Source organism: Micromonospora sp. NPDC023966 (assembly GCF_040639095.1).
In the GTDB taxonomy this organism is placed as follows: Bacteria; Actinomycetota; Actinomycetes; order Mycobacteriales; family Micromonosporaceae; genus Micromonospora.
In genome coordinates this window covers 54,869-81,831 of the sequence record NZ_JBEZZJ010000022.1, presented here as the reverse complement: position 1 = coordinate 81,831, position 26,963 = coordinate 54,869, and the positions used below count along the sequence as shown (strand labels likewise).

The 26,963-nt window shown below is 75.0% G+C and carries 24 protein-coding genes; 10 read left to right on the top strand and 14 right to left on the bottom strand.

What is annotated here, in order from left to right:
* Window positions 1–11: 11 nt before the first annotated feature.
* From AB0F68_RS24615 to ccsA, 5 genes are read right to left on the bottom strand one after another with little or no spacing between them, the layout of a single operon-like run.
* Window positions 12–914: a cytochrome c-type biogenesis protein CcmH gene (locus tag AB0F68_RS24615; protein ID WP_357342181.1), complete on the bottom strand. Its 903-nt coding sequence runs from the start codon at window positions 912–914 to the stop codon at window positions 12–14.
* Window positions 911–1,474 carry a redoxin domain-containing protein gene (locus AB0F68_RS24610; protein ID WP_357342179.1) on the bottom strand — a complete coding sequence of 188 codons (564 nt, stop codon included), beginning with the start codon at window positions 1,472–1,474 and terminating at the stop codon, window positions 911–913. Before AB0F68_RS24610 ends, AB0F68_RS24615 begins: the two co-directional genes overlap by 4 nt.
* A complete protein-coding gene (locus tag AB0F68_RS24605; RefSeq protein ID WP_357342176.1) occupies window positions 1,471–3,414 on the bottom strand; it encodes a cytochrome c-type biogenesis CcmF C-terminal domain-containing protein in 1,944 nt (647 codons plus the stop codon). The genes AB0F68_RS24610 and AB0F68_RS24605 overlap by 4 nt, the downstream gene beginning before the upstream one ends.
* Complete coding sequence (locus tag AB0F68_RS24600) at window positions 3,404–3,814, bottom strand: cytochrome c maturation protein CcmE (RefSeq protein ID WP_357342174.1); 411 nt, start codon at window positions 3,812–3,814, stop codon at window positions 3,404–3,406. The genes AB0F68_RS24605 and AB0F68_RS24600 overlap by 11 nt, the downstream gene beginning before the upstream one ends.
* Window positions 3,811–4,554 (bottom strand): cytochrome c biogenesis protein CcsA, encoded by a 744-nt coding sequence (ccsA, locus tag AB0F68_RS24595; protein WP_357342172.1) that lies wholly within the window; start codon window positions 4,552–4,554, stop codon window positions 3,811–3,813. The genes AB0F68_RS24600 and ccsA overlap by 4 nt, the downstream gene beginning before the upstream one ends.
* A 154-nt stretch (window positions 4,555–4,708) precedes the next feature.
* On the opposite strand from ccsA, the gene coxB reads away from it, so the two are divergent.
* From coxB to AB0F68_RS24550, 9 genes are read left to right on the top strand one after another with little or no spacing between them, the layout of a single operon-like run.
* The gene (gene coxB, locus AB0F68_RS24590) at window positions 4,709–5,737 is read left to right on the top strand and encodes a cytochrome c oxidase subunit II (RefSeq protein WP_357342170.1); all 1,029 of its coding nucleotides are present in this window, start codon (window positions 4,709–4,711) and stop codon (window positions 5,735–5,737) included.
* An 8-nt stretch (window positions 5,738–5,745) separates the two neighbouring features.
* Window positions 5,746–7,674 (top strand): cytochrome c oxidase subunit I, encoded by a 1,929-nt coding sequence (ctaD, locus tag AB0F68_RS24585; protein WP_357342168.1) that lies wholly within the window; start codon window positions 5,746–5,748, stop codon window positions 7,672–7,674.
* Entirely contained in the window at window positions 7,671–8,300 is a 630-nt protein-coding gene (locus tag AB0F68_RS24580) for a heme-copper oxidase subunit III (protein WP_357342166.1), read from the top strand. Before ctaD ends, AB0F68_RS24580 begins: the two co-directional genes overlap by 4 nt.
* Window positions 8,300–8,701, top strand: coding sequence for a hypothetical protein (locus AB0F68_RS24575; RefSeq protein WP_357342164.1), 402 nt, complete (start codon window positions 8,300–8,302; stop codon window positions 8,699–8,701). Before AB0F68_RS24580 ends, AB0F68_RS24575 begins: the two co-directional genes overlap by 1 nt.
* Entirely contained in the window at window positions 8,689–9,603 is a 915-nt protein-coding gene (locus tag AB0F68_RS24570) for a cytochrome c oxidase assembly protein (protein WP_357342162.1), read from the top strand. The genes AB0F68_RS24575 and AB0F68_RS24570 overlap by 13 nt, the downstream gene beginning before the upstream one ends.
* Window positions 9,600–9,986: a c-type cytochrome gene (locus AB0F68_RS24565; RefSeq protein WP_357342158.1), complete on the top strand. Its 387-nt coding sequence runs from the start codon at window positions 9,600–9,602 to the stop codon at window positions 9,984–9,986. The genes AB0F68_RS24570 and AB0F68_RS24565 overlap by 4 nt, the downstream gene beginning before the upstream one ends.
* 3 nt (window positions 9,987–9,989) lie before the next feature.
* The gene (locus AB0F68_RS24560) at window positions 9,990–10,775 is read left to right on the top strand and encodes a c-type cytochrome (protein ID WP_357342156.1); all 786 of its coding nucleotides are present in this window, start codon (window positions 9,990–9,992) and stop codon (window positions 10,773–10,775) included.
* Window positions 10,772–11,635, top strand: a complete 864-nt coding sequence (locus AB0F68_RS24555; RefSeq protein ID WP_357342151.1) for a Rieske 2Fe-2S domain-containing protein — start codon at window positions 10,772–10,774, stop codon at window positions 11,633–11,635. Before AB0F68_RS24560 ends, AB0F68_RS24555 begins: the two co-directional genes overlap by 4 nt.
* Window positions 11,632–13,395, top strand: coding sequence for a cytochrome bc complex cytochrome b subunit (locus AB0F68_RS24550; RefSeq protein ID WP_357342148.1), 1,764 nt, complete (start codon window positions 11,632–11,634; stop codon window positions 13,393–13,395). Before AB0F68_RS24555 ends, AB0F68_RS24550 begins: the two co-directional genes overlap by 4 nt.
* Window positions 13,396–13,650: 255 nt before the next feature.
* Here the strand turns inward: AB0F68_RS24550 and AB0F68_RS24545 are convergent, their stop codons facing one another.
* The 6 genes from AB0F68_RS24545 to AB0F68_RS24520 form a co-directional block, all read right to left on the bottom strand.
* Window positions 13,651–16,476, bottom strand: a complete 2,826-nt coding sequence (locus AB0F68_RS24545; RefSeq protein ID WP_357342145.1) for a hypothetical protein — start codon at window positions 16,474–16,476, stop codon at window positions 13,651–13,653.
* Complete coding sequence (locus tag AB0F68_RS24540) at window positions 16,473–17,585, bottom strand: AAA family ATPase (RefSeq protein ID WP_357342143.1); 1,113 nt, start codon at window positions 17,583–17,585, stop codon at window positions 16,473–16,475. The genes AB0F68_RS24545 and AB0F68_RS24540 overlap by 4 nt, the downstream gene beginning before the upstream one ends.
* 13 nt (window positions 17,586–17,598) lie before the next feature.
* Window positions 17,599–18,924, bottom strand: a complete 1,326-nt coding sequence (locus AB0F68_RS24535) for a VWA domain-containing protein (RefSeq protein WP_357342137.1) — start codon at window positions 18,922–18,924, stop codon at window positions 17,599–17,601.
* The gene (locus AB0F68_RS24530; RefSeq protein WP_357342135.1) at window positions 18,921–20,318 is read right to left on the bottom strand and encodes a hypothetical protein; all 1,398 of its coding nucleotides are present in this window, start codon (window positions 20,316–20,318) and stop codon (window positions 18,921–18,923) included. The genes AB0F68_RS24535 and AB0F68_RS24530 overlap by 4 nt, the downstream gene beginning before the upstream one ends.
* Entirely contained in the window at window positions 20,318–20,788 is a 471-nt protein-coding gene (locus AB0F68_RS24525) for a hypothetical protein (RefSeq protein ID WP_357342223.1), read from the bottom strand. The genes AB0F68_RS24530 and AB0F68_RS24525 overlap by 1 nt, the downstream gene beginning before the upstream one ends.
* A 147-nt stretch (window positions 20,789–20,935) precedes the next feature.
* Window positions 20,936–22,123 carry a helix-turn-helix domain-containing protein gene (locus AB0F68_RS24520; RefSeq protein WP_357342133.1) on the bottom strand — a complete coding sequence of 396 codons (1,188 nt, stop codon included), beginning with the start codon at window positions 22,121–22,123 and terminating at the stop codon, window positions 20,936–20,938.
* A 96-nt stretch (window positions 22,124–22,219) separates the two neighbouring features.
* Here AB0F68_RS24520 and AB0F68_RS24515 point away from each other — a divergent pair, with 96 nt between their 5' ends.
* Window positions 22,220–23,878, top strand: coding sequence for an FAD-binding dehydrogenase (locus AB0F68_RS24515; RefSeq protein ID WP_357342131.1), 1,659 nt, complete (start codon window positions 22,220–22,222; stop codon window positions 23,876–23,878).
* A 112-nt stretch (window positions 23,879–23,990) separates the two neighbouring features.
* On the opposite strand, the gene AB0F68_RS24510 is transcribed toward AB0F68_RS24515, so the two are convergent.
* Genes AB0F68_RS24510 through AB0F68_RS24500 form a run of 3 tightly spaced genes read right to left on the bottom strand, consistent with a single transcriptional unit; the run spans window position 23,991 to window position 26,889 of the window.
* Window positions 23,991–24,803: an ABC transporter ATP-binding protein gene (locus tag AB0F68_RS24510; protein WP_357342222.1), complete on the bottom strand. Its 813-nt coding sequence runs from the start codon at window positions 24,801–24,803 to the stop codon at window positions 23,991–23,993.
* A 29-nt stretch (window positions 24,804–24,832) separates the two neighbouring features.
* Window positions 24,833–25,858 (bottom strand): iron chelate uptake ABC transporter family permease subunit, encoded by a 1,026-nt coding sequence (locus tag AB0F68_RS24505; RefSeq protein WP_357342129.1) that lies wholly within the window; start codon window positions 25,856–25,858, stop codon window positions 24,833–24,835.
* Window positions 25,855–26,889, bottom strand: coding sequence for an iron ABC transporter permease (locus AB0F68_RS24500; protein WP_357342220.1), 1,035 nt, complete (start codon window positions 26,887–26,889; stop codon window positions 25,855–25,857). Before AB0F68_RS24500 ends, AB0F68_RS24505 begins: the two co-directional genes overlap by 4 nt.
* Window positions 26,890–26,963 lie beyond the last annotated feature (74 nt).

Below are 26,963 nucleotides of genomic sequence, written 5' to 3'. Positions count from 1 at the left end.
CGAGATCGCCGTCAGCGCCCGGTGGGTTCCCGGCCCGCCGCGAGCAGGCGCCGGATCTCTGCGGCGGCCGGGTGTGCCGGTGCGACGGCCAGGAAATGCCGCAGCGTGTCTCCCGCCTCGACGGACCGGCTGTCCCGCTGCGCCAGCCCCAGCACCAGCAGGCCGTCGGGGGAGTCCGGCTCGCGGGCGAGGACGTCCCGGGCGGTTCGTTGGGCGGCGGCGCCGTCGCCGGCGCGGAGCAGCGCGAACGCGAGTCGCAGCCGGACGGTGTCGTCGGGCCGGTCCCGCAGCGCCTCCTCGTACATCTGCGCGGCGGCGTCGTACCGGTCCTGTGTCTCGAGGTCGTGGGCGAGTTGGAGGGCGACCGCGACCGGGTCGGCCGGTGCCGGCCGAGCGGGCGGGTCGAGTCGGTCGGCGACGATCGCGACGGACGCCACGAGGGCCACCACGCCCACCGACGCCACCCGCCACGCCCGCCGGGCGCCCCGAGCGTCCAGCGTCCAGGGTGCCGTGGAGCCGGTCCGGGCGGCACCGGGCCGGAGCGTCCGCAGGGCCGCGTAGCCGCCGGCCAGCAGCGCCAGCAGCGGTACGCCCCAGAGCAGCAGCCGGACCCCGCGAGCCGGTGGATCGGTCAGCACGTCCGCGCCGTACCGCTGGACGAACCATCGCCGGATCTCGGTCCGGTCCCGCCCCTGGGCGATCTGGTCCGCCACCACCTGCCGCATCGCCGCCGCGATCGGTGACCGGGAGTCCGCCACCGACTCGCCCTGACAGGCCGGGCAGCGCAGCCCGGCGGACACCGCGCGCACCGGGTCCTGCCGGCCGGCCTCGCCCGCCGACCGGGCCAGCGCCACGCCGGCCGCCGCGGCGAGCGTGACGAGCGCGAGCGCCACCAGGGCGCGCCGCCACCTCATCCGGCCAGCAGCGGTGCGATCCGCTGCTCCAGCCACTGCCGGGTCACCACCCCCTGCCGCCGGTCGACGAGCCGGCCGTCCCGGCCGACCACGAAGGTCTCCGGCACGCCCCGCACGCCCCACTCGACCGCCCGCGTGCCGTCGGGATCCGGCACCACGGTCAGCCCGGTCGCGCCGGTCTCGTCGAGCAGCGCGCGGACCGCGTCGGTGCCGTCTCTGATGTTCAGCCCGACCAGCCGGACGCCGCGCGGGGACCAGCTGCGCTCGGCGTCCACCAGCAGCGGCAGCTCGTCCCGGCACGGCCCGCACCAGGAGGCGAACACGTTGACCAGCACCACCTGGCCCCGGGCGTCGGAGAGCGCGAAGCGGCCACCGTCCAGGGTGGCGCCGGACAGCGCCGGGGCGGGTCTGCCGGCCACCGCCGTCGCCGCCTCGGGGTTCGGCGTGGCGGGTGCGCGCAGGCCGAAGGCGATCAGGGCGCCGACGGCGACGGTGAGCGCGAGGACGGTCGCCGGCCCGACGCGCAGCCATCCGGGGCGCCGCGCAATCAGCCGCCTCACGTCGCGGCTCCCGGCCCGACGGCGACCGGTGCGGACCGCGGCCGGTCGGCGCTGGCGTCCGAGCGGGTTCGCGGGCGGGCGGTGGCGGCGGCCGCGAGGAACCCGCTGACGGCGGTCAGGGCACCGCCGGCCCAGATCAGGCCGACGAGCGGGTTCACCGCCAGCCGCACGCTGGCGGTGCCGCTGTCCTCGCTGACGGCGAGCAGCGTGACGTACGTGTCGCGCAGCGGGCCGGTGCCGATCGCGGGCACGGTGACGGCGGTGTCCCGGGCGGGGTGGTAGCGCAGCGCCGGCGTGATCGTCCGCGCGGCGTGGCCCGACGAGGTGAGCGCCAGCCGGGCCCGTACCGCCATGCTCTCGCTGCCGCCGGTCCGGTCCACCCCGACCAGTCGGACCGCGACGTCGCTCACCCGCAGGGTCTCGCCGACCCGCAGCGTCCGTTCGGCGTCCCGGCCGTACGCTGACGAGCCGGCGACGCCCACCGCGACCAGGGCGAGCCCGGCGTGCGCGACCAGCCCGGCGAGCCGGCCGGTCCGTCGGTGCGGGCCGGACCGGCGCAGCCGGTGGGCCAGGTCGCCGGCCAGTCCGGTGAGGACGAACCCCGCCGCGCCGAACGCGGTGAGCGCGGCCGGGCCGGGCCGGCTGAGCAGGCCGACGAGGGCCACGGCACCCAGGCCGGCACCGGCGGGGACGACGAGCCGCCGCAGCGCCGCCGACCGGTCGCGGACCCGTAGGGCCGGCGCCACGCCCATCACCACCAGCACCACGACCGCCAGGGGCACCGCGGTGCGCTGGTAGTAGGCCGGGCCCACCGAGGAGCGCGTCCCGCTCAGCGGGGCGGTGAGCAGCGGCAGGATGGTGCCGATCAGCACCACCGCGGCGATGGTCACCAGGAGTACGCCGTGGACCAGCACCAGGGTGGCTCGGGAGAGCGCCCGGGGGCGCCCGGGGCGGGTCGGCTCGGGGGCTCGACGGCCGGTCAGGACGGCCGACACCACCACCGCCAGCAGCACGAAACCGAGCAGCATCGGGCCCAGCGGCGAGTCCGTGAAGGCGTGCACGCTGGCCACCGCACCGGATCGGGTGAGGAAGGTGCCGAGCAGCACCAGCAGGAAGCTCGCACAGGCGAGCGCGCCGTGCCAGGCGGCCCGGCCTCGGACCAGGGTGGTGTGCAGGAACGCGGTGGCGGTCAGCCAGGGCAGCAGGGAGGCGTTCTCCACCGGGTCCCACGCCCAGTAGCCGCCCCAGCCCAACACTGCGTACGACCACCAGGCGCCCATGCCGATGCCGCCGGTCAGCGCCGCCCAGGAGACCAGCGCCCACGGCCGCGCCGTCCGCACCCAGCCCGGTCCGTCCCGTCCCGCCAGCGGCGCCGCCAGCGCGAGAGCGAAGGGTACGACCAGGCCGAGGTAGCCGGCGTAGAGCAGCGGCGGGTGCACGCCCATGGCCGGGTGCTGCTGGAGCAGTGGATTCGGTCCGGGGCCGTCGGCCGGCACCGGGCTCACCGTGCGGAACGGGTTCGCGGCGAAGGTGGACAGCGCGAAGAAGAACACCATGACCACGCTGACGACCACCATCGCGTACGCGTGCAGCCGCGGCGGGTACGCGCGCCGGGCCAGCAGCGCGGCGTACCCGCCGAGGACCAGCAACCACAGCAGCAGCGAACCGTCCAGGGCCGACCAGAGGCTGGTCAGGGTGTAGTAGAGCGGGACGTGCCGGCCGCCGTTCTCGGCCACGAACCGGACGCTGAAGTCGTGCCGCAGCAGCGCCGTCTCCAGCAGGGCGCAGGCCAGGGCGGCGGCGGCCAGGGTTGCGGCGGTGCCGCGCCGGGCGGTGCGGACGGGCGCGCCCAACAGGGCCACCCGCAGCCAGAGCAGGGCGGTGAGGCTCGCGCAGGCGAGCCCGACGGCGAGGCCGGCGGTGCCGAGGTCACCCAGCATCGGCCGGAACCACGGGGGAGGACGACGGCCGGTACTCGTTGCCGTGCCGGACCACCACGTGGTCCGAGCGGAACACGCCGTCGGACGACAGCCTGCCCTCGACGACCGCGCCGGTTCCCTCCCGGAAGGTCTCCGGCGGTGCGCCGCGCTGCTCGACGGTGATCTCGTGGCCTGCCTCGGCGAGGCGGAACACGACCAGGTCGCCCTGGTGGCGCAGCGATCCGGGCACGACGTCGCCGCCGAGGCGGACCCGGTGGCGCGCGACGCCCGGATCGTCGAGCAGCTCGCCCGGCGTCCGGTAGTACGTGACGGTGTCGCGGAGCGCGCTGGTGACCAGCAGTCCGCCGGCGGCGAGCAGCACCGCGACGAGGGCGATTCGGCCCGCCCGGTGACGCATCATCCGACTCCCGCCGGCGTGCCCTCGGCGGCGGGGGAGGGCTCGGGGGCCAGGCGGCGCTCCAGGCGGACCACCCGGTGCAGCAGGAGGCAGAACGCGGCGAGGGTCGCGGCGGCCACGGCGAGGAGCAACGCGGCGGCCATCCTGGGGTCGATCGGCGGCCGGTGCGGGGCCAGCACCGTCGCCTGCTGGTGCAGCGAGCGCCACCAGAGCACGGAGAAGTGCACCACGGGCACGAGGAGGAAGCCGGCGACGCCGACGACCGCCGCGGGCCGGGCCACCCGGTGGTCGCCGCCGTCGCGGGCTGCCCAGCGCTCGGCAAGCGTCCGGCGCAGGGCGAGGTAGCCGGCGTAGGCGAGCAGCAGCAGGGCGGTGCTGACCAGCCGGGGATCCCAGGCCCACCAGGTGCCCCAGACCAGGTGCCCCCAGACCGCCCCGGTGCCGATTGCGGCGACGGTGAGCACCACCCCGAGCTCGGCCGCCGCCCGGGCGAACCGGTCCCAGCGCAGGTCCCCGCCGATCAGGTACGCCCCGCTGGCCGCGAGCACGACCGCGAACGCGGCGTACGCCACCCAGGCGGCGGGGACGTGCAGGTACATCAGGCGTTGCGCGTCGCCCTGCAGTTCGTCGGGGGGCGCGAGCCATCCGCCGGCCACCGTGGCCGCGGCGGCGAGCCCGCCCGCGGCCCAGGCCATCGTCCGGCGCGCCGCGGCCGCTCTGGCGGTGTCCGTGAGGAGGTCCACCGTGGAGGCTTGCATCATCTCCCTGTCCGCGCCCCTGAGGCGCTTGACCGAGAAGGTGGGGACTGGAGACCCACCATAAGGCGGTGGCTGTCCCATATACCTCCATTCGGAGAAAAGGTATGAAGGTCGCTAACCGGTACTAAGGTCCTTGCCGGTGAAGACGACAGCGGAGACCACCTCGCACCCGGGCCGGCGGCAGCGCCGACCCCGGTCGGTGCTGCCGCTGCTGTACGGCCCGCTGCTGCTCGCCGGTTGCTCCGGCGGCACCCCGTCGGCCCTGAATCCGGCGGGGACCGGAGCCGCGCGGGTCAGCGGCCTGTGGTGGCTGTTGTTCTGGATCTCCATGGCGGTGTTCGCCGAGGTCATGGCGTTGCTCGCCTGGGCGCTCGTGTTCCGGCGGGGCGCCGCCCGGGTGCGTCACGGCCAGCCGTTGCGCTTCGTGACGATCGCCGGGGCCGGGCTGCCGTTCATCATCCTCGTGGCGGTCTACGGCGTCGGTCTGCGGGACCTCGCCGCGCTCGGCGCAGGTCCGGGGCGGGACGCGCTCACCGTGGAGGTCACCGGGCGCAAGTGGTGGTGGGAGGTGCGCTACGCGGGCGCCTCCGGCGCCACCGCCAACGAGCTCCACATCCCAGTGGGGGAGCGGGTCCGGGTACGCCTGCGGACCGAGGACGTGCTGCACAGCTTCTGGGTGCCGCAGTTGATGCCGAAGACGGACCTGATCGCCGGCGAGACCCGCGAGACCTGGCTGGAGGCCCGGCGCGACGGCAGCTACCGCGGCCAGTGCGCCGAGTACTGCGGCACCCAGCACGCCCACATGGCATTCCTGGTGGTGGCCGAACCCCGCGCCGACTTCGACGCCTGGCTGGCCCGGGTGGACGCCCCGGCCCGGGCGCCGCGGACCGAGGCCGAACGGCGCGGTCAGCAGACCTTCGTGCAGGGCACCTGCGCGGCCTGCCACACGGTCCGGGGCACCGGCGCGCAGGGGCAGGTGGGGCCCGACCTGTCGAACGTCGGCTCGCGGTGGAGCATCGGCGCCGGCGCGGTGCCCAACGACGCCGGACACCTCGGCGGCTGGATCGCCAACTCGCAGACCGTCAAGCCGGGCAACGCCATGCCCCCGCAGCCGGTCGACGCCGCCCGACTGCCCGACCTCATCGCCTACCTACGGTCGCTGGAGTAGGGGCCGCCATGTCCACGACCACCAGCACAGCGCCCGGCATCGGCCCGGACGACCTGGCCCGGCTGGCCGAGCACTGGGACGAGCCCCGCTCGCTGCGCGCCTGGTTCACCACCGTGGACCACAAGAAGATCGGCCGGCGTTACCTGGTCACCGCCGCGTTCTTCTTCATCCTCGCCGGGCTCAGCGCCCTGGTGATGCGTACCCAGCTCGCCCGGCCCGAGGCGGGCGTCGTGTCGCCGGAGGAGTACAACCAGCTCTTCACCATGCACGGCACGGCGATGATCTTCCTGTTCGCCACGCCCATGCTGTTCGGCTTCGGCAACTTCCTCGTCCCGTTGATGATCGGCTCCCGGGACATGGCCTTCCCGAGACTGAACGCCTTCGGCTACTGGGCGTTCCTCTTCGCCGGGCTATTCATGTGGGGGAGCCTGCCGTTCGGGGCGGCGCCCAACAACGGCTGGTTCGCGTACGCGCCGCTCAACCAGGTGGAGCACAACCCTGGCCTGCACATGGACGTCTACGCGCTCGGTCTGCTCTTCCTGGGCATCTCCACCACCTCGGGCGCGATCAACTTCATCGTCACCGCGCTCAAGCTGCGGGCGCCGGGGATGTCGCTCAACCGGGTGCCGTTGTTCGTCTGGGCGATCGTGGCCACCGCGTTCATGGTGGTGTTCGCCCTGCCGGCGCTCAACGCGGACAACGCGATGCTCTTCTTCGACCGCCGGTTCGGCACCCACTTCTTCGACCCGTCCGGCGGCGGGAACGTGCTGCTCTGGCAGCACCTGTTCTGGATCTTCGGGCACCCCGACGTGTACATCATCGTGTTGCCCGCCCTGGGCATCGTCTCCGCGGTGCTGCCCGCGTTCACCCGCCGGGGCGTGGTCGCCTATTCGCTGATCGTGCTCTCGATCGTGGCGATCGCGATCATCTCGTTCGGGGTCTGGGTGCACCACATGTTCGCCACCGGGCTACCGCTGCTGTCGTACAGCTTCTTCAGCGCGGCCAGCACGGTCATCACCATCCCGTCCGGGATCCAGATCTTCGCCTGGCTGGCCACCATGCTGCTCGGCCGGCTGGTGCTGCGGGTGCCGCTGCTCTTCGTGATCGGGTTCCTCGTGACCTTCGTGCTCGGCGGCTTCACCGGCGCGATGTTCGCGGTGACCGCGTTCGACCAGCAGGTCACCGACTCGTACTTCGTGGTGGCGCACTTCCACTACGTGCTGATCGGTGGGGCGGTCTTCCCGATGCTCGCCGGCATCTACTTCTGGCTCCCCAAGATCACCGGACGGATGTACCACGAGGGGCTCGGGCGGTGGGCGTTCTGGCTGGCCTTCACGGGCATGCACGTCACCTTCTTCCCCATGCACCTCTACGGCCTGTTCGGCATGCCGCGGCGCGTCTACACCTACCGCAGTGAGCCGGGCTGGGACGGGTGGAACCTGGTCAGCACCGTCGGGTCGTACCTGCTGGCGCTCGGGCTGCTGCTGGTGCTCGTCGGCGTGGTGCACGCGGTGCGGCGGGGCCGGCCGGCACCGGCGGACCCGTGGGAGGGCGACAGCCTGGAATGGTCGACGGCGTCACCGCCGGAGCCGTACAACTTCCCGGTCATACCCCGGGTGCACAGCCTGCACCCCACCTGGGACGAACGGACCGTCGAGTCGACCACCACCGGCGCGACCGCGGACCGCGTCCTCAGCGAAGGCCGGCGCACCCTGTTCACCAGCGAGCTGGACGCCCGCACCGAACGGGCGGTGGAGATGCCCGAGTCGTCGTTCAAGCCACTCGTCCTCGCCGGCGCGCTGCTGGTCTTCTTCACCGCCCTGCTGCTGGCCGCGTACCCGATCGCCGCGGTCGCCGCGCTGGTGGTGGCGGCGACGATCGCGGCCTGGCTCTGGCCGCCGCGCCGCCCCGACGAGGAACTCGGGGTGGCGTCATGACGGACCGGAGTGGGGTCGTGGCCGCGGCCACCGGCGTCGCGGCGCTGACCACCGAGGAGCCGGTCGGCCGGCCGACCGGATGGTGGGGCATGGTGCTGTTCGTGGCCACCGAGGCCACCCTCTTCGCGTGCCTGCTCGGCAGCTACTTCTACCTCCGCTTCCAGTTCGGTCCGCAGTGGCCGCCGGGCGGCGTCGACAAGCCGAAGCTGCTGCTCCCGCTGCTGATGACCGCGGTGCTGGTGCCCAGCAGCCTGCCCGTGGTCTGGGCCGAACACGGCATCCGGCGGGGCCGGCGCGGGCGGCTGCGGGCCGGGCTCGCCGCCACCCTGCTGCTCGGGCTGAGCTTCCTGGCCCTGCTGGCCGTCGAATACGCCGAGGACCTCAAGCACTTCACCATGACCACCGACGTCTACGGCTCCCTGTTCTACCTGATCACCGGCTTCCACGGGCTGCACGTGCTGGTCGGGTTGACGATGATCGGGTGGCTGCTCGCCGCCTCCCTGCGCGGAGGCAGCTTCGGGTCCCACCGCCACGAACGCGTCCGCAACGCCGCGATCTACTGGCACTTCGTCGACGCGGTGTGGGTCGCCATCCTGTTCACCATCTATCTCTCCCCACGGCTGTGATGACCACCGGACCCGGCCCACACACCCGACTGGCCGGCGGGCTGCTGCTCTGGTACGGCGTGCTCGGCGGGGCCCTCGCCTGGTCCGCGCACCTGCTCATCGCCTGGCCGTTGGACGAGTTGACCTGCGCCGCGGGCCGCGAGCGCGTCGCCGGCGTGCCGCTCTGGCTGGCGGTGTGGCTCGCGGTGGTGATCCCGGGCCTGGTCACCGTGGGATCGCTGCTGGTGGCCACGCTGGTGTGGCGGCGTACCGCGCGGGCGTCGTCGGCCGGCGCCGAGGACCGGGCCGTCGACCGCTCCCGGATGCTCGCCATGGTCGGGGTCTGGGCGAACCTGCTGTTCCTGACGATCATCGTGCTCGGCGGGATCGCCGTGCTGGTGTTCCCGCCATGTCAGGGCTGACCGTCTACCGGGCCCACGGGTCCGGCCCGGGCGACGTGGCCGACGGGCTGCTGACGATGCTGTCCGTGGCCGTGGTCTGCCTGCTCGCCGCCGGCTACGGCCGGGGTGTGCAGGAGCTGTGGGCGCGGCGGGGCCGTGGCCGGGTGGTGGCGGTCCGGCGGGTGACGGCGTTCGGCGCCGGGCTGGTGGTGGTGCTGGCGGCCGACCAGGGGCCGGTGCACCGGCTGGCGGAGTCCTCCTACGCCGGGCACATGGCCCAACACATGCTGCTCCTGCTGGTGGCGGGCCCACTGCTCGCGGCCGGTGCGGCGGGACTGCCGCTCACCCTGGCCGCGCCCCGCCCGCTGCGCCGGCTGCTGGCCCGCGTCCGGGCCGCGGCGCCGGTGCGTCGGCTGCGCCGCCCGGCCGAATACGCCCTGCTGGCCGCGGCGGCGCAGACCCTGGCCCTGTGGCTGTGGCACCTGCCGGGCCCGTACGTCGCCGCGGTGGACCGCCCGATCCTGCACGCCGCCGAGCATCTGAGCCTGGTGGCGACCGCCTGGCTACTCTGGGCGCCGGTGCTCGGCCCGGCCCGCCACCGGGCGCCCGCACCCGTGGCGCTGCTGCTGCTGGTCGGCACCATGCTGCCCGCCTCCGCTCTCGGCGCGGTCCTCACCTTCGCCCCCGAACCGGTCTACCCCGCGCGCGTCCTCGGCCCCGACCCGCTCGCCGACCAGCAGCTCGCCGGGCTGCTGATGTGGGCGCCGATGGACCTGGTGGTCCTGGTGGCGGCGCTGGCGGTCTTCCTCGGCTGGCTGCTCCGGCTGGACCGGGAGCGGCCCGACCGCCTGGCCACGGCCGGGCCGGGCCGGCCCGCCGCGCCGCCGGCGACCGGCGCCGCAACCGAAGGGATGGTGCGATGAGCCGTCGTCTCTGGATGCTGGCAACGGTGCTGGCGGCGCTGCCGGTCGTCGCCGCGACCGGGTGCGCGTCGACGTCCCCACCACCACCGCCCGAGTCCCGCGTCGGCCGGCCGGACCGGGGCGCGAAGCTGATCGCCCAGTACGGGTGCGGCTCGTGCCACACCATCCCCGGCGTCGACCGGGCCGGTGGGCTGGTCGGCCCGCCGTTGACCCGCTTCGGCGCCCGGTCCTACATCGCCGGTGAGCTGCCCAACAACGCGGACAACCTGCGACGGTGGATCACCGATCCGCAGGCCGTCGAACCGGGCACCGCCATGCCGAACCTCGGCGTCAGCGCGATCGACGCGCAGGACATCGCCGCGTACCTCTACACGTTGGACTGACGGATGCGGCGACAACGAGCGGTGACGCTGCCCGCCACGCACCCGCGCCGGGCCCTCGCGGTCGGGTCCGTGCTGGCGCTCGCCGTGGGCCCGGTGGCCCTCGCGCCCGCGCCCGACCCCACACCGACGCCGGCCGCCACCACCCCCGCCGGCGACCGCGGCACCCAGCTCTACCTGGAGCAGTGCGCGAGCTGCCACGGGGTGCAGGGGCAGGGGTCGCAGCAGGGGCCGTCCCTGGTCGGCGTCGGGCCCGCCTCGGTGGACTTCCAGCTCTCCACCGGCCGGATGCCGGTGTCGCGCGAAGTACCCCAGTCGCGGCGCCGCGAACCCGTCTTCTCCGCCGACGACATCTCCGCGCTGGTCGACCACGTGGCCAGCCTCGGCGGCGGCGGCCCGCGGATTCCCCGGGTCGCCCCCGGCGACCTGGTCTCCGGCCGGGACCTCTTCGCCGCCAACTGCGCGCCCTGCCACGGGGCTGCCGGCTCGGGGGCCGTGCTCACCAACGGCTGGAGCGCGCCACCGCTCTACGACGCCTCGGCCACCCAGGTCGCGGAAGCGGTCCGGGTCGGGCCCGGGCTGATGCCCGCCTTCCCCGCCCAGGTGCTCACCGATCAACAGGTCGACGACCTGACCAGCTACGTGCGGCGGCTGCGCACCGAGCGGCTGGACCCGGGCGGCAACCCGCTCGGCCGGCTCGGCCCGCTGGCCGAGGGGTTGCTCGCCTGGCTGGTGGTGTTCGGACTCCTGGTGGCCGGCGTGCGCTGGCTGGGCGGGAGGGCAGGGGAGTGAGGCGCCCGAGCCCGTCACCGGCCGAGCAGGCCGCGAGCCGCCGGATCGTCGCCGCGTTCCTGGTGAGCGCCGCCGGGGCGGTCGGTTTCGCGGTGACGTACGGGCTGGGTGGCGACACCCGGTGGGAGGGGGTGTGCCTGGCGGTCGCCTTCGCCGGCCTGGCGGTGGGGCTCGCGGTCTGGTCCCGGCGGCTGGTCCCGGTCGGCGGGTACGTCGAGGAGCACGAGGGCTTCACCCCGCCCCCCGCCGAGCAGGCGATGACGGCGGCCGTCTTCGCCGCGCCGGAGAGCCCGACCCGGCGGTACGGCCTGCTCGCGGCGCTCGGGTTCGCGCTGACCGCCCTCGGTGTCGCCGCGCTGTTCCCGCTGCGCTCCCTGCTCCCCTGGGACCGGGGCCGCCCGCTCCGGGCCCGGAAGGACACCCCATGGGGGCCCGGTGTACGGCTGGTCGACGACGCGGGACGACCCTTGCGGCCGGACGACGTGCCCGCCGAGACGATGGTCGCGGTCTTCCCCGAGGGAGACCCCGACGCCGGCGACGCCCCCGCGTTCGCGGTCCGCCTCGACCCCGAGCGCTTCTCCCGCCCGCCCGCCGGCGGCCACCTGGGCGGCCTGGTCGTCTGGTCGCTGCTCTGCACCCACGCCGGCTGCCCGGTGCGGCTCTACCTCAAGGGCACCGGCCGGGTGCTCTGCCCCTGCCACCAGTCGTCGTTCGACCTGCTGGCCGGGGCCCGGGCGGTCGGTGGTCCCGCGGCGCGGCCGCTGCCGGGACTGCCGATCGAGGTCGGCCCGGACGGCTTCCTCCGGGCCACCGGCGACTTCACCGCGCCGCCCGGCGCCGGCTTCTGGAGCCGGCCATGATCATGAACCGGCTGGCCCGCGCGCTGGACGACCGGCTCCGGCTCTCCCCGATCACCCGCCGGGCGCTGGCGAAGGTCTTCCCCGACCACTGGTCGTTCATGCTCGGCGAGCTCGCGCTCTACTCGTTCGTGGCGCTGATCCTCACCGGCGTCTACCTCACCTTCTTCTTCGACGCCAGCTCCGCCGACCGGGTCTACCGGGGCTCGTACGCCCCATTGGACGGCAGCACCACCTCCGCCGCGTACGCCTCCGTGGTCCGGCTGAGCTGGGACGTACGCGCCGGGCTGCTGATCCGGCAGACCCACCACTGGGCTGCCCTGGTCTTCCTCGCCGCGATCGTTCTGCACCTGTCCCGGATCTTCTTCACCGGGGCGTTCCGGAAGCCGCGCGAACTCAACTGGCTGATCGGCGTGACCATGCTGACCCTCGCCCTGGCCAACGGCTTCACCGGCTACTCCATGCCCGACGACCTGCTCTCCGGACTGGGGCTGCGGATCATCATCTCGGTGGTGGAGTCGATCCCCCTGGTCGGCACCTGGCTGGCCGCCCTGGCACTGGGCGGGGAGTTCCCCTCCGACGAGATGATCCCGCGGCTGTTCATCACCCACGTGCTGCTCGTACCGGCCGTCCTGGTCGCCCTCATCTCCCTGCACCTGGGCATCCTGGTCCGGCAGAAGCACAGCCAGTTCCCGGGCCCGGGCCGGACGGAGCACAACCTGGTCGGGTCACGGTTCTGGCCGAGCTACACCCTGCGCTCGCTCGCCCTCTTCGCCTGGATCCTGGCGGTGCTCTTCGCCCTCGGCGGCCTGGCACAGATCAACCCGGTCTGGCTCTACGGCCCGTTCGAGCCGGCCCAGTCCACCTCGCCGGCGCAGCCGGACTGGTACGTCGCCTGGGGCGACGGCGCGCTGCGCCTCTTCCCGCCCTGGGAGTTCCGCATCGGCGGCTACCTGGTGCCGGCGTCGTTCTTCCCCGGCGTCGTGCTCGGCGGACTGGCCTTCCTGGCCCTCTACGCCTGGCCGTTCGCCGAACGGCTGCGCACGCGCGACCGCCGCCAGCACCACCTGCTCGACCGGCCCCGGGACCACCCCGTGAGGATCGGTGTCGGCGTGGCCGCACTGACCTTCTTCGCGGTGCTCGTGGTGGCCGCCGGCGACGACATCCTCGCCCGGCTGCTCGGGGTGCCGGTCTACGACCTGCTGTATCTCTTCCGGGTCCTGGTGCTCGCCCTGCCGATCCTGACCGGCGCGGTCGCGTTCCTGACCGCGCGGGCGCTGCGGGGCGGCGACGCGACCTCGCTCGGCGGCCTCACCCGGGCGGACCTGCGCCGTGCCCGCCGTCCCTCCCAGCGACCCTCCCTGCGCGACGACGAACCCGAGACGCCCGCGCCGGACCGGCCGGGGGAGCGGATCGAGCTGTGGCCGGAGGGAGAGGTGTGGCGGTGGCGCTACCGCGACGAAGCCCGCGGGCTGGTGCTCACCGCGAACCGGGTCGTGTTGTCGGAGGAGGAAGCGGTCGAGGCCGCCCGGCTGGCGTACCCGGGCGTGGACCGGGTCGTGGTGCCGGGGCCGCCTCCACCGCCCCCGCCCGGGCCGGTCCGGGCAGCCCTGCGCCGGTGGGGACGGGCGGCAGCCGCCGGTTCGCTGCTGGTCGCGGCGCTGGTCGAGCGCAGGCGTGACCGCCGCGGGCAGCGGGACGGCGACGAAGCCGATGCGCGGGAAAAGGCGGACGCCGCGCCGCGCGGCGGCGATCCCACGTGAGCCTCTCAACCCAGCCTCCTAGGAAGCGTTAGGAGGAGTGGGTCGCCGACGAGGAGCCGGCGGCTTGGTCGCGCGGGCACGCGGTGTCCCGAGCGTCGGCGGAAAGGAGCCTGCGGCTTGGTCGCGCGGCCATGGCGCGTCCCGAGCGTCGGTGGAACGGAAGCCATGACCGGCAGGGCCGCCACCTGTCGATTTCGGCGATCTGCCGTTCGTCACGAACGGGAAGTCTCCAAGATCCAGCGCGATCGCGCCGGTTCACCTCGTCGTGACCAGGGCCGCGACCGCTTCCGCGGTCGCCGGGTGCGCGGCCAGCAGCGCCGCCGCCGCGTCGCCGGGGGAGTGGGGGCCGGCGGCTGATCGCCACGGAGCGTCGCCGCCGATCAGGCCGGCCACCGTGTCCACTGACTCCGGATGCGCGACGAGCAGGGCGTGCACGGTGCCGGCGGTCGCCGACACCGCCGCTACCGGCGATGTCGGCGCAGCCGACATCGCCGACGCCACCCACGGGGGTGTCCAGGCGTCCAGCGCGGGCAGGGTGGCGGGGAAGGTGCGTTCCGCCTCGCGGACCAGCAGCGGCACCAGCTCCGGCCCCTGCTCCCGCAGCGTGGTGATCAGGGTGGGTAGCCAGGGCAGCAGCACCGGGTCGGGGAGCCGGGCGAACGCGTTCGACATGGTCTCCACCACGAACGGTGCCAGCCCGGGCACCGGCTCCAGGGCGTGCACGAAGCCGGACAGGTACTGCGGGAACGCGGGCACCACGAGCGGGTTGGCCAGCAGTTCGGCGCAGCGGGCGCGCAACTCGGCCAGGGGGAGCAGGCCGAGCTGGTGGCGGGCCGCCCAGAGCAGCGCCACCTTGGCCGGGGTCTCCGGGTGGGACTGGGCCACGGCCAGTTCGAGCTGCGTACGGTCGCAGCCCAGCGACAGCGCGAGGCTCTCCATGCTGAACAGGAAGCCCAGCATGGCGCCGACCTGCCGGACCCCGGTCGCCTCGTCGACGAACGCGGTGGGCAGCAGGGTGCAGTAGTGGGCGTATCCGGTGGTCACGAACGCCTGGCACCAGGCCGGCAGGGCCGGCGCGGTCGTGCGGTAATGAGCGAGCAGCCGGCGGATCCGGCGCAGCACGTCCGGGGCGTCGTCGACGGTGCGTTCGGCGGCGAGCAGTTCCACCGCCCGCGCGCCGAGCTCGTCGACCAGGCGGGGGCTGTCGAGCAGGCGGATGGCGTCCTCGACGGCGGCGAGGGCGCGGGCGGCGGTGGCGTCGGGGCCGCGGACGGCGCGCCGCAGCCGCTGCTCCAGCACCTGCTCGACGGTGACGCCCTCGTAGCCCAGCTCGATGAGGGCGCGCTGGTTGCGGCCGAGGGCCAGGTCCCAGCTCTCCTGGACGGAGCGGTGCCCGAGGCGCCGTTCGCCCATGATGGGCCGGGCGGCGTCCGGCGGCAGCAGGTGCCGCAGCATCCAGAGCAGATCGGAGCAGGGCGTCAGCGCCGGATCGGCCCGCAGGTCCAGCAGCGCCCGCTGCACGGTCCGCTTCTCCAGGTCCAGGCCGAGCGGGCGGAGCCGGTCGAGGACGTCGCGGGCCAGCGGCGGGAGGGAGTCGTAGCCGACCTGGCCGATCCGGTCGCCGCCGAGCAGGATCTCGCAGAGCCGGCGGACGTCGCGCCGGCCGGGCACCACGTCCTTCTCGATGCAGGTGACCGCGGCGTCGGCGAAGTCGTACGGGGTGGGCCGGGCCCGGTTGCGCAGGTTGGCCAGCAGGATCGAGGTCTCGAAGACGGCGATGGCGTCGGCGGTGCTGGCCAGGTAGCCGTTGCGGCGGGCGAGCCGGACGATGTCGACGCACCAGCCGCGCAGCTCCGCCTCGTCCAGTTCGTCGAGGGCCGGTGGCGCGGCGAGGAACCCGGTGAGCCGGTCGGCGACCGCGCCGGCCGGGGCGGGTGCGGCCACGCCTCGGGCCCGCCGGGTCTTTTTCTGGCCGCGCTGGCCGTCGAGCCGGTAGGGGACTAGCCTCGAGCGGCTCACCGCGGTCGTCCAGCTCGCCGCGGCGATGGAGACCGCGCCGGGGGCGAGGCCGAACTGCGCCTCGATGGCGGAGTGGCTGGACGGGATCAGGCCGTAGCGCCAGCGGGTGCCGGTGCGGGGGGTGATGGCGAAGTCCGGGGCGGTCGAGTCCAGGCCGAACTGTTCGACGTGGCTGGCGGCGTGGAAGGCGCCGCAGACGTAGAGGCAGTCGGCGGGGTCGGCGCCGGAGGCGGCGAGGTGCTGCCGGATCCGGGTCCACATGTAGCGCTCGCGGTCCTCGTCCCGGTCGTGGCGCGCGGACTCGGCCGGGCGCAGCCGCCGGAACAGGCTGCCGATGAGCACCATCACCTGCCGGTAGGTGTCGTGGTCGGCGTCGGCGAGCGGCCGTTCGACGTACTGGTCCCACCACTCGGACCAGTGCCGCACCTTGCCGTGGTGCAGCAGGTACGCCTCCAGCTCGGCGAACCGGGGGCGCAGGTCGCCGATCTCCACGCCGACCGCGTCGCCGTGCAGCGCCGCCTCCTCGGCCGTTTCCGGGTCGGCGGCCGCACCGTCCCGCGGGGGCTCGTCGGAGGAGCGGGGGGACCACTGGAAGACGTGGTCGGTGGAGCGGTCGACCAGCACCAGCTCCACGTCCGGGGTCTCCAGCGCGTACGCAATGGCCTGGTATTCGGCCGACGCCTCGGTGATCGGGGCGACGACGCTGAGCGGGCTCCACTCGGCGGGGAAGCCGTCGAGTTCGGTGGCGAACGCCTGCACGGCAATCGGGAGCCGGCAGTTGCGCAGTTCGCCGAGGAGCGGCCGGAGGTCCTCACACAACTCCAGGTAGATGACCTTGGGCTGTTTGGCCCGTAGCCGGCGGACCATGGCCAGGGCGCTGGCGGGGGAGTGGTGGCAGACCGGGAAGATCTCCAGCCGCTCGCCGAGGGCCCGGTCGACGTCGTCGACGATGCCGGTGAGGATGCCGGCGAGCGCGTCGGGGGAGTCGGCGAAGGCTGCGGCCGCGTCGGTGAGCTGCTCGCGCAGGGCGCCGAAGAGGCCGGGGGCGGTGGGGGCGGTCACGACAGTGCCGCGATCGCCTGGCGGCCGCCGTCGAGGAAGCCGGTCCACTCGCCGCCGTCCTGCTTGGCCCGCGGCTCGACGACACCGTGCAGGTATTTGTTGAGGATGGCCAGGTCCTCGGGGCTGCGCCGGGCCAGCGAGCCCATCAGCGACCCGGCGAGGGTCTCCGGGCGCAGGGTGCGGTCGCCGAAGAACTGGCTGTGCAGGATGGCGTCCTCCAGCACGCCGATCTGCTCGGCGGTGGACAACGCCGACTCCAGCTTCTCGTCGTCGCTGGTCGCCGACGCCGTGGCGGCCCGCAGGTCGGCGAAGCTCTGCAGCAGGATGTCCAGCAGGGTGGGCGGCACGTCCAGTTCGATGCGGTGCCGGCGGAGCAGTTCCTCGGTGCGGAAGCGGACGATCTCCGCTTCGCTGCGCTTGTTGGTCACCACCGGGATGCGGACGAAGTTGAAGCGCCGCTTGAGCGCCGAGGAGAGGTCGTTGACGCCGCGGTCGCGGCTGTTCGCGGTGGCGATGATCGAGAAACCGGGCCGGGCGAAGACGATGTTGTCGTCGTTCAGCTCGGGGATCGAGACGTACTTCTCGGAGAGGATGGAGATCAGCGCGTCCTGCACGTCGCTGGTGGAGCGGGTCAGCTCCTCGAAGCGGCCGATGACGCCCTGCTCCATGGCGGTCATGATCGGCGAGGGGATCATCGACTCGCGGGACTGCCCGCGGGCGATGACCATGGACACGTTCCACGAGTACTTGATGTGGTCCTCGGTGGTGCCGGCGGTGCCCTGCACGACCAGGGTGGAGTTGCGGCAGATCGCGGCGGCCAGCAGCTCGGCCAGCCAGCTCTTGCCGGTGCCCGGGTCGCCGATCAGCAGCAGGCCGCGGTCCGACGCCAGGGTGACGATGCTGCGTTCGACGAAGCTGCGATCGCCGAACCACTTCTGCGGGATCTCCCGGTCCAGGCCGTCGGCGCGTTCCGAGCCGAGGACGAACAGCCGCACCATCCGCGGGCTGAGTCGCCAGGAGAACGGCTTCGGACCGGTGTCGACCGACTCCAGGTAGGCGAGCTCGTCGGCGTACTTGACCTCGGCGGGGGCGCGGAGCATGTCGGACATCAGGGGTGGTCTCCTAGGTGAGGAAGCTCTTGAGCTCGAAGACGAGTTTGCGGATGTGGCCGGAGATGACCGGGGTGCCCAGGTCCTTGAGGCGTTGTCGGAACCACGGGTTGACGCTCTGGCTGCCGGAGCTGTTCACCGAGCCGACCGGGATGAACTTCACCCCCGAGCGGTGCACGGCCTCGATGGCGTCGAACAGCGGCTGCGAGCGGTCGAACTCGTAGAAGTCGGAGATCCAGACCAGGACCGTGTTGCGCGGCTCGACGATCTTCGGCCGGGCCAACGCCATGGCCACCGGCCCGTCGTTGCCGCCGCCCAGCTTGGTGCGCAGCAGCACCTCGAACGGGTCGTGCACCCACGGGGTGAGGTCCAGCGCCCGGGTGTCGTACGCGATGAGGTGCACGTCCACCTTGGGCAGCCCGGCGAAGATCGAGGCGAGGATGGTGCAGTTGACCATGGAGTCGACCATCGAGCCGGACTGGTCCACCACCACGATCAGCCGGGCCGGCGTGGTACGGCGGGCGGTCTGCCGGTAGTAGAGCCGGTCGACGTAGAGGCGCTCGTCCGTGGGGCTCCAGTTGGTCAGGTTCTGCCAGATGGTGCGGTCGAGGTCGAGGTTGCGGAACACCCGCTTCGGCGGCACCGACCGGTCGATGGCCCCGACGCCGGCCTGCTCGACCTGGGTGCGCAGCACCTGGGCGACCTCGTCGACGTAGCGGCGGATCAGCGACTTGGCGTTGGCCAGCGCCACCCCGGACAGGTTCGCCTTGTCCCGCAGCAGCTGCTCGATCAGCGACATGCTCGGGGTCAGCCGGCTGGCCAGCGCCGGGTCGGCGAGCACCTCCCGCAGGTGCATCCGGCGGACCAGGTCGCCCTCCAGCCCGGCGAGGGTGGCGCCGAGGCCGGTGCCCTGCCGGCGCAGCTCGCCGGGCTCGGCGCCGAGCGCCTGCTCGAACCAGCCGGCGTCGGCCTGCCAGCGGGCCAGCTGGCCGGCGCTGACCTCGCCGTGGCCGGTGGCGAAGACGTTGAGCAGCAGCTTGGACACCAGCGCGGCGCGGCGTACCTCGGCCTCGCCGGGCTCGAACGGCCCGGCGCCCGCCGGGGCGTCGTCGTTGCCGGCGAGCAGGCCGCGCAGTTCCGCGGCGAGCGCCGGGAAGCGCTGCACCACGGTGTCGACGGAGACCGCCGGGTCCAGCAGCGCGGCCGGCAGGCCGAGGTCGTCGACGACGGCCATGCTGGCCGACTCCAGCGCGGGCTGCTCGTCGGGGTTGAAGAGCCGGGCCAGCAGCCGCCAGTAGAGCACCTGCCGGCGGTTCTCGTCGTTGCGGTCGGTGGTCATCGGCGCAGCAACCGTCCCGCGCGCTCGCGCAGCACGGCCACGGCGTCGCCGGCCTTGGCCTCGGCCCTGGTGACCTTCGGGTCGGTGACGCCGCACGCCCAGTCGCCGTTGTGCGCCTCGACGGTCTGCCGTTTCACGGTGGCCCGCACGGCCAGGGGTTGCAGCAGCCATCGGCCGTCGTCCCAGCGCAGCAGGCCGAGGCAGGCGGTCGAGGCGGCGACCAGCTGGCGGGTGAGCGGGCCGGCGGCCGGCAGCCGGTCGGTGGTCACCGCGACCGGGTGCCCGTCGAGGTCGAGCACGAGGGACCCGTCCTCGTCGCGGGTGGTGTAGCCCTCCACGAGCACCGGCTCGGCGATCGCGGCGGGGTGCCGGTCCAGCGGCGGGGTCGGGGCCGCGGCCGCCGTGGCGAGCAGGACCCGCGCGGTGGCGAACGGGTCGGCCGGCTCGCCGAGGTCGGTGCGGGTGTCGTCCCAGCGCAGGTCGCCGCCGTGCAGCGGCAGGTCGGTGACCGTCACGGCCCGCCGTTCCGCCAGGGCCTTGAGCAGTACGGGGTGCGCCTCCAGCAGGCGCCACACCGCCGGGCCGACGATGGTGGCCACCTTCGCGGCGGCCACCGTGACCCGGACCGCTCGGGGCGTTCCGCCGCCGGCCGGTTCGAGCAGCGCGTGCAGTTGCACCTGCACGGCGGTGTCGTGTTCGTGGATGTCCACGCCGAGCGGCAGCAGCCGGCCGGACACCGGCTCGGCCTGCGCGACCTGGGCCGCCGCGCCCCGGGCGAGCAGCACGGCACGGGCCCAGAGATCGGCCCACCGGCGGGCCGGCACCTGCGGCAGCGTGGCCACCGGCAGGCAGGCCCGCAGTTCGGCGGCGAAGCCGTCGAGCAGCACCGCGAGCCGGCGCAGCTCCGGCGCCGCCAGCGCCGCCTCCACCGGGGCCGCGCTGCCGGAGACCAGCTCGTGGTCGACGCCGCGCCAGCCGGTCAGCGCCACCTCGTGCAGCCAGGCCCGCGCCCCGGCCAACGCCGGGGCCGGCTCCGGGTTCCCGGGGCCCGGGCCGGTCCACGGTGTGCGGTGCCGGCCCAGCGCGGCGTCGAGCGCGTCGAGCAGGGCGTCGTGCGCCGCGCCGAGCAGCGCCGACCGGGCGCCGGCCAGGGCGGCCAGGTGCTCCTCGGTGACCGCGCCGGCCGTCGCCGCGGCGACCGCCTCGGCGACCCGGTCGGCCAGCGGCGTGCCCGCCACCGCGCCGGCGAGCGCGGCCAGCGCGGCGGCGTCGTCCTCGCCGACCCGGGCCAGGCCGCGGGTGAGCGCGTCGTCCACGCCGGCGACCACATCGAGCGCCTCGGGCAGCCCGGCCGGGACGGCGCCCCGCAGCTGGGCGAGCTGGGCGGCCAGCATCAGCGCACCCCCGCGGTCGCCGGGAACCAGTGCAGCTCCGGCACCGGCGCGGTGCTCGCCGGCACCTCCAGATAGGCCAGGTGGCGCAGGAAGCGGCTGAACACCACGGCCGCCGGGGTCGGCTCGTGCCGCGCCTCCATCCGGGCGAACAGCTCGGCGCCGCTGTCCACCCCGTCGCCCACGTCGACCCGCAGGTAGCGGGCGACCTGGTAGACGCCGTACTGGAGGAGGGCCTCGTCGGCCAGCGCGTGCAGGTGCTTGCAGAGCAGGCTGCCGCGCAGGCCGCCGCAGGGCCGATTGTTGTTCGTGCTGCAGTTGACGGCGTGGCTGCCGGCGGTCACCGAGGACACGTACACCCGCTCCACGTCGGACCCGCTGGACACCACGCCCTGCAGGCGCCCGTCGGCCAGCTCCACGAAGGGCACCTTGGCCAGCTTGCGCGGCCGGGCGGGTGGCACCACCCGCAGCACGCTTCGTCGCCGCCACGAGGCGTCCGTGGCCTCCGTCATCTCCGACCTCCCCGCCGTCGGGCCGACGCGGGCACGCGGGGGCGCCGTCGCCGGCCCGCATCCGTGCCGCTGTGACGACACGGATCATGGACCACCGGTACGACAGCTCTACCCGCCGCCGAGCCGGTGGCGCAGCGCGAGGTGGAGCACCAGCCGCCGGTCGGGATCGTCGAGGGCCGCGCCGAACAGCTCGCGCAGCCGGCGCATCCGGTAGCGCACGGTCTGCGGGTGGGTGTGCAGGTCCTCGGCCACGGCGACCACCTGCCCCTGCCGGCGTAGCCAGACGTGCAGGGTCTCGGCCAGGGCCCGGCGAGCGGTCGGCCGCAGGCCGGCCAGCGGCGCGAGGCAGGCGTCGGCGAGGTGGTCGGCCAGCCCCGGCTCCCAGCGCAGCAGCAGGGTGAGCAGGTGCTCGTCCCCGGCCACCGGGTCGGCCGGCAGCACGCCCTCCCCGCGCAGCGCCAGGGCCCGTCCGGAGATCCGGTACGACAGCCGGGCGCGACCCAGCGCCACGCTCGGCCCGAGCGCCGCCCGCCGGCCGGTGAGGGCCTGGCGGGCCCGGTCGAGCCGGGCCGGGGTGCCCGGGTCGGGCAGCACGATCCGGACCACGTCGTCGATGACCGTGGCGATGGCGCCGCCGCCGATGGTGCGGCCCAGGTGTTCGGCGTCGTCGCCGTCGACGCTGAGCACGGCGACCGTCCGGGGCAGCGGCCAGCGGGCCGCGTCGGCGGCGGCGCGCAGCGCGGTCTCGGCCGGCGGCTCCGGCTGCACGAGCAGGGTGATCAGCCGCCGCCGGGTGGTGGCCCAGTCCTGCGCGGCGTCGCGCTGCTCGTCCAGGTAGCCCTCGGCGGCGGCGCCGGCCAGGGCGTCGACGTAGCCGAACAGCGCGCCGGCGACCACGTACAGGTCCGCCGGGGCGGGGCCGGCGGCCGTGGTGTGCGCGACCAGGAAGGCCCACATCTCGCGGCCGCCCAGGGTGAGCACGGCGCGCAGCGCGTCGACCCGGTGCCCCTCCCGGTATTCGGTGCGGCCCAGGGCGTGGAAGACGGCCCGGGTGGCGGCCAGGTCGCGGGCCGGCTCCGCGACCGCGTCGACGAAGTCGTCCACCGCCGTCCGCACGCCGAGAGCCAGCCCCCGCCCCTGCCCGCCGGTGAGGGAGCGGCCCTGCGCCCGCATCGCGGCGCGGACACTGTCCAGGATCCGCCCGTGCAGCGGGGCGCGCAGCGCCCGCAACTGCTCGCCGGCCGCCGGGCCGAGATGCGCCAGGCCGGGCTCGATGTCCAGCAGCGTGTCGGCCATCCTCGGCTCCTTTTGTCATCGCGGTGACAAACCCGGTGGCGGATCTCGCACGCCCCGACCAAGGATTTTGGCACCCGGCTACGTACGGTCGGTGCCGTGGATAGCGATGTGATCGTGGTGGGCGCCGGACTGGCCGGGCTGGTCGCCGCCGCCGAGGCCGCTAACGCCGGCCGTCGGGTGCTGCTGCTCGACCAGGAGCCGGAGCAGAACCTCGGCGGGCAGGCGTGGTGGTCGTTCGGCGGGCTGTTCCTCGTCGACTCACCCGAGCAGCGGCGGATGGGCATCCGGGACTCGGTGGAGCTGGCCTGGCAGGACTGGACCGGCAGCGCCGCCTTCGACCGTCCCGAGGACCACTGGCCGCGCCGGTGGGCCGAGGCGTACGTGCACTTCGCGGCCGGGGAGAAGCGGGCCTGGCTGCGCGGCATGGGCCACCGGGTCTTCCCGGTGGTGAGCTGGGCCGAGCGGGGCGGGGGAGCGGCGCACGGGCACGGCAACTCGGTGCCCCGGTTCCACGTCACCTGGGGCACCGGCCCGGGCGTGGTCGAGCCGTTCGCCCGGCGGGTCCGCGCCGCCGCCGAGCAGGGCCGGATCCGGTTGCTGTTCCGGCACCGGGTCGACGAGCTGGTCACCAGCGGCGGCGCGGTCACCGGAGTGCGGGGCGCGGTGCTCGCCCCCGACGACGCCCCGCGCGGGCGACCCACCACCCGGACCGTGGTCGGCGACTTCGCGTACGGGGCGCAGGCGGTGATCGTCACCTCGGGCGGGATCGGCGGCGACCACGACCTGGTCCGGCGCGCCTGGCCGGCCCGGCTCGGCACCCCACCGGCCCGGATGGTCACCGGCGTGCCCGCGTACGTCGACGGGCGGATGCTGGCCGTCACCGAGGCGGCCGGCGGCCAGGTGATCAACCCCGACCGGATGTGGCACTACACCGAGGGGCTGCGCAACTGGGACCCGGTCTGGCCGGGGCACGGCATCCGCATCCTGCCCGGGCCGTCCTCGCTGTGGCTCGACGCGACCGGGCAGCGGCTGCCGGCGCCGCTCTTCCCCGGCTTCGACACCCTCGGCACGCTGGGCCACCTGCGCGCCACCGGCCACGACTACAGCTGGTTCGTGCTCACCCAGAAGATCCTGGAGAAGGAGTTCGCGCTGTCGGGCTCCGAGCAGAACCCCGACCTGACCAACCGCAGCGTGCGGCAGGTGCTGCAGCGGGTCCGCCCCGGCGCGCCCGGGCCGGTGGAGGCGTTCAAGCGGCACGGCGCGGACTTCGTCGTCGCCGACGATCTGCCGGCGCTGGTCGACGGGATCAACAAGCTGGCCGCCGAGAGCGGCGGGCCGCAGCTCGACGCCGTGGCGCTGCGCCGGGTCGTCGAGGCCCGGGACCGGGAGATCGCCCACCCGTTCGGCAAGGACGCCCAGCTGCACGCCATCCGCGGCGCCCGCCGCTACCGGGGTGACCGGCTGATCCGGGTCGCCACCCCGCACCGGCTGCTCGACCCGGCCGCCGGTCCGCTGATCGCCGTGCAGCTGCACGTGCTGACCCGCAAGACGCTCGGCGGCCTGCACACCGACCTGTCCGGCCGGGTGCTGCGCGCCGACGGCGAGCCGCTCGCCGGGCTGTACGCCGCCGGCGAGGTCGCCGGCTTCGGCGGCGGCGGCATGCACGGCTACAACGCCCTGGAGGGCACCTTCCTGGGCGGCTGCCTCTTCTCCGGCCGCACTGCCGGCCGGGCCGCCGCAGCGGCCACCGGCTAGCCCCGACGCGGCCGGGACCCGCGGGCCGACCCGGGACGCCGGCCGGGGCCGCCGCGGGCCAAACCCGGCGCCGGCCAGGGCTGTCGCGCCGGGGGGCGGACCCGGCCGGCGGTCAGGGCGCCGGGACGGCCCGCCGGCGCGCCGTGGGGAGGACCAGCGGCGTGCCGGTCTCCGGGTCCTCGATGATCCGGCAGGGCAGGCCGAACACCTCCTCCACCAGCTCGGTGGTGACGATCCGGCGTGGGTCCCCGGCGGCGACCACCCGCCCGTCGCGCATCGCCACCAGGTGGGTGGCGTAGCGGGCGGCCTGGTGCAGGTCGTGCAGCACCGCCACCAGGGTGCGGCCCTGCTCCTCGTGCAGCCGGGCGCAGAGGTCCAGCACCTCGACCTGGTGGGCGATGTCCAGGTAGGTGGTCGGCTCGTCGAGCAGCAGCAGCGGCGTCTGCTGGGCCAGCGCCATGGCGATCCAGACCCGCTGCCGCTGCCCGCCGGAGAGCTCGTCGACCGGCCGGTCGGCCAGCTCCCCGACCCCGGTGTCGGCCATCGCCCGGTCGACCACCCGCTCGTCCTCGCGGGACCACTGCCGCAGCAGGCCCTGGTGCGGGTAGCGGCCCCGGGACACCAGCTCGGCCACGGTGAGCCCGTCCGGGGCCACCGCCGACTGCGGGAGCAGCCCGAGCGTGCGGGCGACCTGCCGGGCCGGCCGGCGGTGGATGTCGGCGCCGTCGAGCAGCACCGTGCCCCGCGCCGGGCGCAGCAGCCGGGCCAGGGCGCGCAGCAGCGTCGACTTGCCGCACGCGTTCGGCCCGATGATCACGGTGAAGGAGCCGTCGGGGACGGCCACCGTGAGGTCCTCGGCGACGGTGCGCCGGTCGTAGCCGAGGGTCAGCGCCTCGCCGACCAGCCGGGAGGTGTCGGGCCACATGGTGGGGATTCCCTTCTCATCGGGGCCGGTCATCGCCGACCCCCGCGTTCGCCGGCGAGCAGCCAGGCCAGGTAGCCACCGCCGAGCACGCCGGTGACCACACCGACGGGCAGCTGCCGGCCGGCGACCGCGTGCTGGGCGAGTTGGTCGGCGGCGAGCAGCAGGGCCGCGCCGACGACCGCCGACGGCAGCAGGTTCGGCCCGGGCGCGCGGGTCAGCCGGCGGGCCAGGTGCGGCGCGGTCAGCGCCAGGAACGACACCGGGCCGGCGGCCGCCGCGGCGACCGAGACCAGCAGCACCGCCGCGCCGAGCGCCGCCACCCGGACCCGGCGCACCGGCACGCCCAGCCCGGCCGCCGAGTCGTCGCCCATCTCCAGCAGCCGCAGCGCGGGAGCGCGGGCCAGCAGCACGGCGGGCAGCAGCACCGCCAGCGCGCCGAGCACCGGCAGCGCGTTGGCCCAGCCCCGCCCGTCCAGGCTGCCGGTGAGCCAGAGCGCGGCGCGGGCGGCGTCCATCAGCGGGGCGCGGGTGAGCAGCCAGCCGTTGACCCCGGTGAGGATCGCGGCGACCCCGATGCCGACCAGCACCAGCCGGTACCCGCCAACCCCGTGCCGACCGGCCAGCCCGTACAGCAGCAGGCCGGTGGCCAGCCCGCCGGCGGCGGCCGCCCCGGCCAGCGCCGCGCTGCCGCCGCCGAGCACCACCACGACCAGCGCGCCGGTGGCCGCGCCCGAGGTGACCCCGAGCACGTCCGGGCTGCCCAGCGGATTGCGGGTCAGCGACTGGAACACCGCACCGGCCAGGCCCAGGGCGGCGCCGACCGCCAGCGCCGTGACCAGGCGGGGCAGTCGCAGCTCGGTGACGATGAAGCGGTCGGCGGGGCTGCCGCCACCGGCCAGCACGCGCAGCACATCGGCCGGGGCGATCGGGTAGTCGCCGGCGCCGACGGCCAGCACGGCGAGGGCGAGGGCGAGCAGCGTGCCGGCCAGGCCGACGACGAGGGCGCGGGGGCGCAGGCGCAGCGACAGCCCGCCGGGAAAACGCAGCACGATCACAGCCGGCCCACCCGTCCGCGCCGGACCAGGTACAGGAAGAGCGGTCCGCCGAGCACGGCGGTGACCAGGCCCACCTGGAGTTCGCCGGGGCGACCCAGCACCCGGCCGGTCACGTCCGCGGTGAGCAGCAGCACCGGCGCGAACACCGCGCACCACTTCAGCAGCCGGCGCGGGTCCGGCCCGGTGAGGGCGCGGACCATGTGCGGGGCGAGCAGGCCCACGAAGACGATCGGCCCGCAGGCGGCGGTGGCCGCCCCGCAGAGCAGCGTGACGGCGACGACCACCGCGCCCCGGACCAGGCCGGGCCGGGCGCCGAGCGCCCGGGCGGAGTCGTCGCCGAGGGCCAGAGCGGCCAGCGGCCGGGTCACCAGCAGGGCGATCAGCAGTCCGACCAGGACGAACGGCAGCAGGCTCGGCACCGTGTCGGTGCGGGCGCCGGCGAGCGAGCCGACGGTCCAGAAGCGCAGCCGCTCCAGCGAGGTGCTGTCGACCAGCATCACCGCGCTGACGTAGGAGAAGAGGGCCGCGTTGAGCGCCGCCCCGGCCAGGGCCAGCCGGGCCGGGGTGGCCTGCCGGCCGCCGGCGATGGTGTGCACGGCGACGGTGACCCCGGCGGCGCCGAGCAGCGCGTACCAGACCTGGTGGTCCAGGTCGGCGACGCCGAACAGCACGGTGGCCGTGGCCACCGCGGCCGACGCGCCGGCGTTGATGCCGAGCAGGCCGGGGTCGGCGAGCGGGTTGCGGGTCAGCGCCTGCATGGCCGCCGCGGCAACGCCGAGCGCCGTTCCGGCGGCGAGGCCGAGCAGCGTACGGGGCAGCCGCCCCTGGTGCACCACGGCGTACTCGGGGGAGGCCGGGTCGGTGAGGCCGTGCCACACCTCGGTGAGGGACAACGGCTTCGCGCCGATGGCGAGGCTGAGCACGGCCACCGCGGCGAGCAGCAGCACGCCGAGGGCCAGCCCGCCGGAGCGGAGCCGGCGGCGCCGGCCCGAGGCCGGGGCGGCGACGGCGCCGCTTCGGGGTGAGGTGATGACGGACAGCGTGGACTCCGGGGGGCGGGAAGGGCCTTGACAGCGACTTAGGTTAGGTTAGCCTAACCTCGCTG

Excerpts from the sequence above, each read along its gene's own strand:
- AB0F68_RS24615 (WP_357342181.1), bottom strand. The coding sequence starts at position 914 with ATGAGGTGGCGGCGCGCCCTGGTGGCGCTCGCGCTCGTCACGCTCGCC.
- AB0F68_RS24605 (WP_357342176.1), bottom strand. The coding sequence starts at position 3,414 with ATGCTGGGTGACCTCGGCACCGCCGGCCTCGCCGTCGGGCTCGCCTGC.
- AB0F68_RS24600 (WP_357342174.1), bottom strand. The coding sequence starts at position 3,814 with ATGATGCGTCACCGGGCGGGCCGAATCGCCCTCGTCGCGGTGCTGCTC.
- ctaD (WP_357342168.1), top strand. The coding sequence starts at position 5,746 with ATGTCCACGACCACCAGCACAGCGCCCGGCATCGGCCCGGACGACCTG.
- AB0F68_RS24580 (WP_357342166.1), top strand. The coding sequence starts at position 7,671 with ATGACGGACCGGAGTGGGGTCGTGGCCGCGGCCACCGGCGTCGCGGCG.
- AB0F68_RS24575 (WP_357342164.1), top strand. The coding sequence starts at position 8,300 with ATGACCACCGGACCCGGCCCACACACCCGACTGGCCGGCGGGCTGCTG.
- AB0F68_RS24570 (WP_357342162.1), top strand. The coding sequence starts at position 8,689 with ATGTCAGGGCTGACCGTCTACCGGGCCCACGGGTCCGGCCCGGGCGAC.
- AB0F68_RS24565 (WP_357342158.1), top strand. The coding sequence starts at position 9,600 with ATGAGCCGTCGTCTCTGGATGCTGGCAACGGTGCTGGCGGCGCTGCCG.
- AB0F68_RS24560 (WP_357342156.1), top strand. The coding sequence starts at position 9,990 with ATGCGGCGACAACGAGCGGTGACGCTGCCCGCCACGCACCCGCGCCGG.
- AB0F68_RS24550 (WP_357342148.1), top strand. The coding sequence starts at position 11,632 with ATGATCATGAACCGGCTGGCCCGCGCGCTGGACGACCGGCTCCGGCTC.
- AB0F68_RS24540 (WP_357342143.1), bottom strand. The coding sequence starts at position 17,585 with ATGTCCGACATGCTCCGCGCCCCCGCCGAGGTCAAGTACGCCGACGAG.
- AB0F68_RS24535 (WP_357342137.1), bottom strand. The coding sequence starts at position 18,924 with ATGACCACCGACCGCAACGACGAGAACCGCCGGCAGGTGCTCTACTGG.
- AB0F68_RS24530 (WP_357342135.1), bottom strand. The coding sequence starts at position 20,318 with ATGCTGGCCGCCCAGCTCGCCCAGCTGCGGGGCGCCGTCCCGGCCGGG.
- AB0F68_RS24520 (WP_357342133.1), bottom strand. The coding sequence starts at position 22,123 with ATGGCCGACACGCTGCTGGACATCGAGCCCGGCCTGGCGCATCTCGGC.
- AB0F68_RS24510 (WP_357342222.1), bottom strand. The coding sequence starts at position 24,803 with ATGTGGCCCGACACCTCCCGGCTGGTCGGCGAGGCGCTGACCCTCGGC.